A 7,267-nucleotide genomic window follows, 5' to 3' on the forward strand; every position below is an offset into this window, starting at 1 on the left:
TAATTTTAGCGTTTCCGTGGTTTAATAAAATTGAATTTTTATTGCTTTATCGCTGGAAGTAGTTTTGTTCTACATTCACCAAAGCCAATACGTACTTTGTCATTTTTACAGTATCCTCTTAAAATTACGGTGTCGTTATCGTTTATGAACTTTCTTTCCGTACCATCCGAAAGAGTGATAGGTTTAGCACCGCGCCAAGTAAGTTCTAGCATTGAACCATAAGAATCTGGAGTTGGTCCAGAAATAGTTCCGCTTCCCATCATATCACCGCTATTTACATTACATCCATTTACAGTATGATGCGCAAGTTGCTGAGCCATATTCCAATACATATATTTAAAGTTGGAAGTAGAAACTTTTGTTTCGGCTGCATTTTCTGGAGCGATGTAAACTTCAAGGTTGATGTCGTAGCTTTTCTTTCCTTTATACTGAAGATAAGGTAGCTGTTCTCTTTCAGGTTTAGGACCTTCTACTTTATAAGGTTGAAGTGCATCTAAAGTTACAATCCAAGGTGATATAGAAGAAGCGAAGTTTTTCGCTAAGAATGGTCCAAGGGGAACATATTCCCACTTTTGAATATCACGAGCACTCCAATCGTTGAAAAGTACTAATCCGAAAATGTAATCTTCAGCTTCATTTACAGGAATTGGTTCACCTAAAGCATTGGCATCAGTAGTGATAAAAGCCATTTCAAGCTCAAAATCAACTAGTTTTGACGGACCAAAAACAGGTTCGGTAGCTCCTTCAGGCATAGTTTGTCCCCAAGGTCTACGAGCATTAATTCCACTAGGTATAATAGACGAACTTCTTCCGTGGTATCCAACAGGGATGTGAAGCCAGTTTGGCATTAAAGCATTTTCTTTTCCGCGAAACATCGTGCCCACATTTGTTGCGTGCTCTTTGCTTGAGTAAAAATCGGTGTAATCTCCTACTTGTACAGGAAGCTGCATTTCTATTTCATCCATAGTAAATAGAATGTGCTTTCTGTGATTTTCATTATCGCGAAGCTCAGGATTTTCCTTATCGAAAATATCGGCAATTCGGTTACGTACCAAACGCCAAGTTTTTCTTCCATCGCTTATAAAATCATTTAATGTGTCTTGAAGAAAAATATCATCAGTAAGGTCAATTCCTTTGAAATAGCCTAATTGATGTAAAGCACCTAGGTCTATAGCATAGTCTCCTATACGGGTGCCGATAGTAATAATATCATCTCTGGTTAAGAAAACGCCAAAAGGGATATTTTGAATTGGAAAATCTGTATCTGGATTAGTTTCGAGCCAGGTTTTTCGATTAGGGTCATTAGCTGTTATAGGCATTTTTTAATATCTTTTATAGTTGTGAAATAAAACTAAGTAAAAATTATTCGAATTACTGAAATTCAAGGAATTAATTATGGAATAAGAATAGTTTGTAACTTATGTTTCGTTCATTAAATTCTTCATCAAATATATATATTTCACCACAGTTACCAATTGGATTTGCTATTTTTGGAATTAATTAACTTTCAAAAAAAATATTAGCTTCATAAAAGGTTTTAAGAGCTTAATTTTTTTGAAAATAAACAGATGTTTTAACCCTTATTTCAAATAATAAAATTTTACTATGAAACGCGACGAACAGATTTTTGAACTTATAGAAGAGGAAAAACTAAGACAGAAAAATGGTTTGGAGCTGATAGCTTCAGAGAACTTTGTAAGCGACCAAGTTATGGAAGCTGCTGGATCAGTTTTAACTAATAAATATGCTGAAGGTTATCCAGGTAAGCGCTATTACGGAGGTTGTGAAATTGTTGATGAAGTTGAACAACTAGCAATTGATCGTGCAAAAACACTTTTTGGAGCTGAATATGCAAACGTGCAGCCACATAGTGGTTCACAAGCAAATACAGCAGTTTTTGCAGCTTGCTTAAACCCAGGCGATAAATATTTAGGCTTTGACCTTTCTCACGGTGGTCACCTTACGCACGGTTCACCAGTAAACTTCTCTGGTAAACTTTACAACCCTGTTTTCTATGGTGTTGAAAAAGAAACTGGACTAATCGATTACGATAAGGTTGAGGAAATCGCACTGAGAGAAAAGCCAAAAATGATAATCGCTGGAGCATCTGCGTATTCACGTGAAATGGATTACAAGCGTTTTCGCGAGATTGCGGACAAAGTTGGAGCAATCCTTTTTGCAGATATAGCTCACCCAGCAGGACTTATTGCTAAAGGTATTATTGGGGATCCATTACCTCATTGCCATATTGCAACTACTACAACACACAAAACTTTACGCGGTCCTCGTGGAGGTATGATTTTAATGGGGAAAGATTTTGATAATCCATTTGGTATTAAACTGAAAAACGGAAAACTTCGTAAAATGAGTAGTATCTTGGATAGTGCAATTTTCCCAGGAAACCAAGGAGGGCCATTAGAGCATATTATCGCGGCTAAAGCAGTTGCATTTGGTGAAGCATTAACAGATGAGTTCTTGCACTATATGGTACAAGTGAAGAAAAATGCAGCTACAATGGCAAAGCATTTTGTTGATAAAGGTTACGATCTTATCTCAGGTGGTACAGATAACCATATGATGCTTATTGACCTTCGAAATAAAAATATTTCTGGAAAAGAGGCAGAAGAAGCACTTAGTAAAGCTGATATTACAGTAAATAAAAACATGGTGCCATTTGATGATAAATCACCTTTTGTAACAAGTGGAATTAGAGTTGGAACTGCAGCCGTTACAACACGTGGTTTGGTTGAAAAAGATATGGGCAAAATTGTCGACTTGATTGATGAGGTAATTATGAATCACGATAACGAAGCTAAATTAGAGAGCATTGCCGAAGAGGTTAACGAGATGATGTCTGGTTTACCACTTTTTAAAATGTAATAACGCCTAGAAAACAACTCTCTAATTTTCCCTGAAATATTTCTAGGTATAGTTGGAGAGTTGTTTTTTTATTATAGGTTTTTTTAGACTTAAACCTGAATAAATTAAATCGATAGATAAATTTTCTAATAGTTACTAAAAACAATTAGAACTATTTTTTAAAAATAAATTGAAATGATTACAGAAGATGATAAAAAATTTATAAATAGAGCGATTGAACTTTCTGAAAAAGGGATGAATGCTGATGCTGGTGGTCCTTTTGGAGCGATAGTAGTAAAGAATGGTGAAATTATCGCCGAAGGTTATAATCAAGTAACATCTAGTAACGATCCTACTGCTCACGCTGAGGTTGTGGCTATTCGTATGGCTTGTGAAAAACTGAATACGTTTCAGTTGGATGATTGTATTATTTATACCTCATGCGAACCTTGCCCTATGTGTTTAGGTGCGATTTATTGGGCCCGACCAAAAGCTGTGTATTATGCTTGTACTAAAGAAGATGCAGCTGAAATAGGTTTCGACGACCATTTTATTTATGATGAAATAGATAAGAAAATTGAAGATAGAAACGTGAAATTTATCAATCTGAACAGAGAAGAAGGTAGAGTCGTTTTTAATAAATGGGAAGATAAAGAGGGTAGAGTGGATTACTAAATAATTATTTCGAATTGAGTTTTTAGTAAATGAAGAAAATTAAATATATCGTTGCCGCCGGAGTTTTATGGTTTGCGATTTCCTGTCAAAACGAAAAACTTACCAGCCCTTCAATTACGGGTCTTTGGAAACTGGAAAGTATGAAGGTGCGCGATACTACAACTAATACATGGAGTCATTACCGCGGTGGGATGGATGGTTATCTTTTATACGATAACAATAATCATGTAGCACTTCATCTTTATGATAAAGATTACGAAAATGCAGACGTAGAATTTCCAAATTTTACAGATTCCATATCATTAGAAGCTTTAAAACACATTACTAAGTCCTATTATTATATGGGGAATTACAAAGTTTCTGAAGCAGATAGTACTGTGTCTCATTACAAACTCTCGCATTCAAACCCTTCCGAATTTGGACATACAGCCGAAAGAAGGTTTTACTTTGTTGGCGATACTTTAATTATGCAGCCGGTAGAAAGAAAAAATTCAAGATTAAAACTAAAATGGTTGAAGGTTAAATAACAATTTCATTAAAAATAGTGCAGTAAAAAACCCATCCTAGAGATGGGTTTTTTATTGAAAATAAATGTTTTAAAATTTAAGGCTCAGGAAAAACAGTAGCCTCATAAGCTCCTGCATCAGGAGGAGTACTTCTAGAATTTCCGTTTAAATCTATGTTTGGGCTTACATCATTTTTACCAATATTATCAGCTCCTGAAGTTCCGGCTTCAATATTGTAATTGTTAAGCTCAGTGTCCTGGAACATAGGTTCTATATTGAACTTTGATTCGGTATAATATTGAGGATTTTCAAAATCGTAAATTGGATTGTCGTTAAATTCACCTGTAGGATCTTCAAAACGCAACAACGAATTGGTGAAATTAAAATTGAAATCAGCTTCCGTATTTTTTAATAATGAAAATTCACGACGCTCACTTCCATAGATAATACAGTTTGTGAAATTAGCTTTTACTAAATCCGCTACAAAAATATACTCTTCAGTTTCTAAACTGTTGTCTAATGAAACTGTAGGGAAGGTACGCAATCCATTGTTCCAGTAATTAGCAAATGTAGAATGTCTAAACTCATAACTTCCGCCAAGTTGAATTGCTAATGATGATTGTCCGCTATTGCTAATTACCATATTTTCAGCATCAATTACTCCAGTTCGCGCTAATAAACCAACGTTCGCGCTGTTGTAAATCTGTACGTTTTTTAAAGTGACAGGACTGTCTTCAAGTAATAATCCAACTGTACTATTCTTAATAGTTGTGTAATTGAATTCGTTATTTACACTTCCACTTGTGAATCTAATGGTAAGCCATTGTCCAGGAACATCAGCAAAACCAGGTTCTAATCTATCGCCTTCAAAAATAATTTCGTTTTCCATTGCTTCGCGGTCCAAGCTTGGTGCACCCATAGTTTTCATAGTAGCATTTTCAGCAACTATAATTCCGCTTCCTGCGTGAAAATGAACACGAGCACCAGCTTCAACCATAAGTGTTTTATTACTTGGCACAGCTGCATAACCATAAATTACATAGGGTTTTTCATTTGTAAATGTAAGCTCGTCGTCGTCAAGGAAGAATCCTTTTACAAGTATATCATTACCATCGCTGTCCATTCCTAAGTTGAGAGATTCGTAAGTACCGTCCTCATATTTTTCAGGATATAGAAAAACAGCATCTTTCACCAAAGTAACTAATTCTACTTTTTGTTCATTGCCGCCGGTATCGAAAAGAAGTTGGTCTGTATAAAGAAACTCTTTGGGATTTGTAGGTACTCCCGTTACGTCAAAAGTGGTTTCAATAAATATGAAAATACTGTCCTTGGCAAGTATCTGAACATCTTCAAATACCTTTCCAGGCATACCATCTACATTAAGTCGGTAACTTGAAGATTCTCCTTGTTTCAATCGAACAGTAGGAATGTTGATGTCTTCATCACTTCGGTTATAAACCTTTAAATTATATGTGCTAGAACCAATGTTAGAAAAAATAGTGTCTAACATAACTGTGTCCTTCGAAAATTCTAATTTTCCAGTACTTGCAACAGTTTCAAAGTCGTTTCGGCACGAACTCCATAGCACTAAGCAACTCAAAATTGCCAATCCGTATAAATACCTCATTCAAATAAAGTTTTGGTAAAAATATAACTTTTTATGAAGCTTATTATTGTAATGCTAAAAGAAGTTTTGAAAGGATATTTTGTAAAATATTATTGTAAAAAAAATCAACCACGAATTCACAATTTGTTTAGTGAATTCGTGGTTGAAAAATAGTTACTTAAAATTATAACGGTTTTTACTTTTCAATAATCTCAACTTTAAAAAGCTTATCCCAGTTTTTACCGGTAATGTAAAGTATGTTTTCTTCACCTTTATAAGCAATCCCGTTTAGGACATCTAGTTTTGGGTGCTGCGTCACTTTATCTTTAAGGTCGGTAAGGTCAATTACTCCTTCTACCGCCCCATTTTTAGGGTTGATAATAGCGATTGAACCTTGTTGGTATACATTCGCGTAAATTTTTCCCTCTACCCATTCTAATTCGTTAACACTGCTGATTTTACTAGTGTTTGTAAAAATCTCGATATAGTCTTTTTCGGCAAGTGTGTTTGGGTTTAAGGTCCATATTTTATCTGTTCCGTCACTTTTATAGATGTTTACACCATCCTGGCATAGTCCCCAACCTTCTTTACTTTTGCCATAAACAAAAGTTCCAGTTTGTTCCATAGTTTCCAAATTGTAGATGAAACCTGTGTTTTCTCTCCAAGTAAGTTGGTAGATTTTGTTGTTCAATATGGTAAGTCCTTCGCCAAAATATTGATCGGCAAGTTTTACCATTTGTAAAACCTCACCCGTTTTGTAATCGGTTTTTCTAAGGGTAGATTCTTTGTACTGCCCTGTGCTTTCGTATAGAATGTCACCATTAAACTCTAAACCTTGAGTATATGCATTTATATCGTGCGGATAGGTTTCAATAACTTTATATGTGTATAGCTTCGGTTTTATTGAAGATAAAATAAGGAGTTTTGTTGATGCTTCATATTCATCACCATCGCTGTAAATTTTAGCTAATAACGTTTTTTCTCCCAGTTTTTGTCCAGAAAGAGAAACCGTTTTCCCTGAAACTTCAAGTCTCTCATTGTTTAAAAAGTAGGCGATAGAATCTGTTTTTAAACTTTTCTTGTTGTTTAATGTCAAAGAAATAACATCTTCGGTGGTATATGTCTTCTTCGGCTCGTTAATTTCGAGTGAAAAAGCATCTTTTTTGTCTTCAGAATTATTTCCGCAACTACCTAAAAAAAGCAGTAAGAGTGTAGGAATTAAAGCGTTATAGATTTTCATGATTCACGATAATTTTTCTGCAAGGTATTTATTAAAATTGAAATGTGAAAATACTTGGAAAAACTTGAAAAAGCTTTATCTTTGCAGCGGCAAGTCCTACACAACCAGCTCCTGTTGAATCCTCCAGGGCGGGAACGCAGCAAAGGTAAATGGTCGTAGCGGTGTGATGTAGGTAGCTTGCCATTTTTTATGCAATAAACTTTCGTTCTGAAAGTAGCTCAAAACGGATCAAGAACAATTGTTGTGTTTATGCAAAAATCGTTGTTAATCTATACAGAAAGAATTCTACGTTTTTCACTCCTCTAAATTGTGCCCTAAATGCTTTTATCTTTGCATTGAATGATTCTGCTGATGCATTTGTACTTCTGTTTATAAAATAGT

At 35.0% G+C, this 7,267-nt stretch carries 7 protein-coding genes and 1 other RNA gene; 4 read left to right on the forward strand and 4 right to left on the reverse strand.

What is annotated here, in order from left to right; all coding sequences use genetic code 11:
• Window positions 1-38 precede the first annotated feature (38 nt).
• A complete protein-coding gene (fahA, locus tag H4O20_RS05535; protein WP_139855154.1) occupies window positions 39-1,319 on the reverse strand; it encodes a fumarylacetoacetase in 1,281 nt (426 codons plus the stop codon).
• Window positions 1,320-1,605: 286 nt separating this feature from the next.
• Here fahA and glyA point away from each other — a divergent pair, with 286 nt between their 5' ends.
• The 3 genes from glyA to H4O20_RS05550 all read left to right on the forward strand — a co-directional run bounded on the left by glyA (window position 1,606) and on the right by H4O20_RS05550 (window position 4,061).
• A complete protein-coding gene (glyA, locus tag H4O20_RS05540) occupies window positions 1,606-2,880 on the forward strand; it encodes a serine hydroxymethyltransferase (RefSeq protein WP_139855155.1) in 1,275 nt (424 codons plus the stop codon).
• Between the two features lie 174 nt (window positions 2,881-3,054).
• A complete protein-coding gene (locus H4O20_RS05545) occupies window positions 3,055-3,534 on the forward strand; it encodes a nucleoside deaminase (RefSeq protein WP_185098527.1) in 480 nt (159 codons plus the stop codon).
• Between the two features lie 29 nt (window positions 3,535-3,563).
• Window positions 3,564-4,061 carry a lipocalin-like domain-containing protein gene (locus H4O20_RS05550; protein ID WP_185098528.1) on the forward strand — a complete coding sequence of 166 codons (498 nt, stop codon included), beginning with the start codon at window positions 3,564-3,566 and terminating at the stop codon, window positions 4,059-4,061.
• A 76-nt stretch (window positions 4,062-4,137) separates the two neighbouring features.
• Here the strand turns inward: H4O20_RS05550 and H4O20_RS05555 are convergent, their stop codons facing one another.
• Window positions 4,138-5,667, reverse strand: a complete 1,530-nt coding sequence (locus tag H4O20_RS05555) for a hypothetical protein (RefSeq protein ID WP_185098529.1) — start codon at window positions 5,665-5,667, stop codon at window positions 4,138-4,140.
• 175 nt (window positions 5,668-5,842) lie between these two features.
• Window positions 5,843-6,886, reverse strand: a complete 1,044-nt coding sequence (locus tag H4O20_RS05560; RefSeq protein ID WP_139855159.1) for a glutaminyl-peptide cyclotransferase — start codon at window positions 6,884-6,886, stop codon at window positions 5,843-5,845.
• An 87-nt stretch (window positions 6,887-6,973) separates the two neighbouring features.
• Between H4O20_RS05560 and ffs the strand changes: the two genes are divergently transcribed.
• Window positions 6,974-7,072: signal recognition particle sRNA small type (gene ffs, locus H4O20_RS05565), an RNA gene on the forward strand.
• Window positions 7,073-7,133: 61 nt separating this feature from the next.
• Here the strand turns inward: ffs and H4O20_RS05570 are convergent.
• A partial coding sequence (locus H4O20_RS05570) for a transposase (protein ID WP_185098530.1) occupies window positions 7,134-7,267 on the reverse strand: 134 nt, incomplete at its 5' end.

Source organism: Aequorivita sp. 609 (assembly GCF_014212065.1).
In the GTDB taxonomy this organism is placed as follows: domain Bacteria; phylum Bacteroidota; class Bacteroidia; order Flavobacteriales; family Flavobacteriaceae; genus Aequorivita; species Aequorivita sinensis.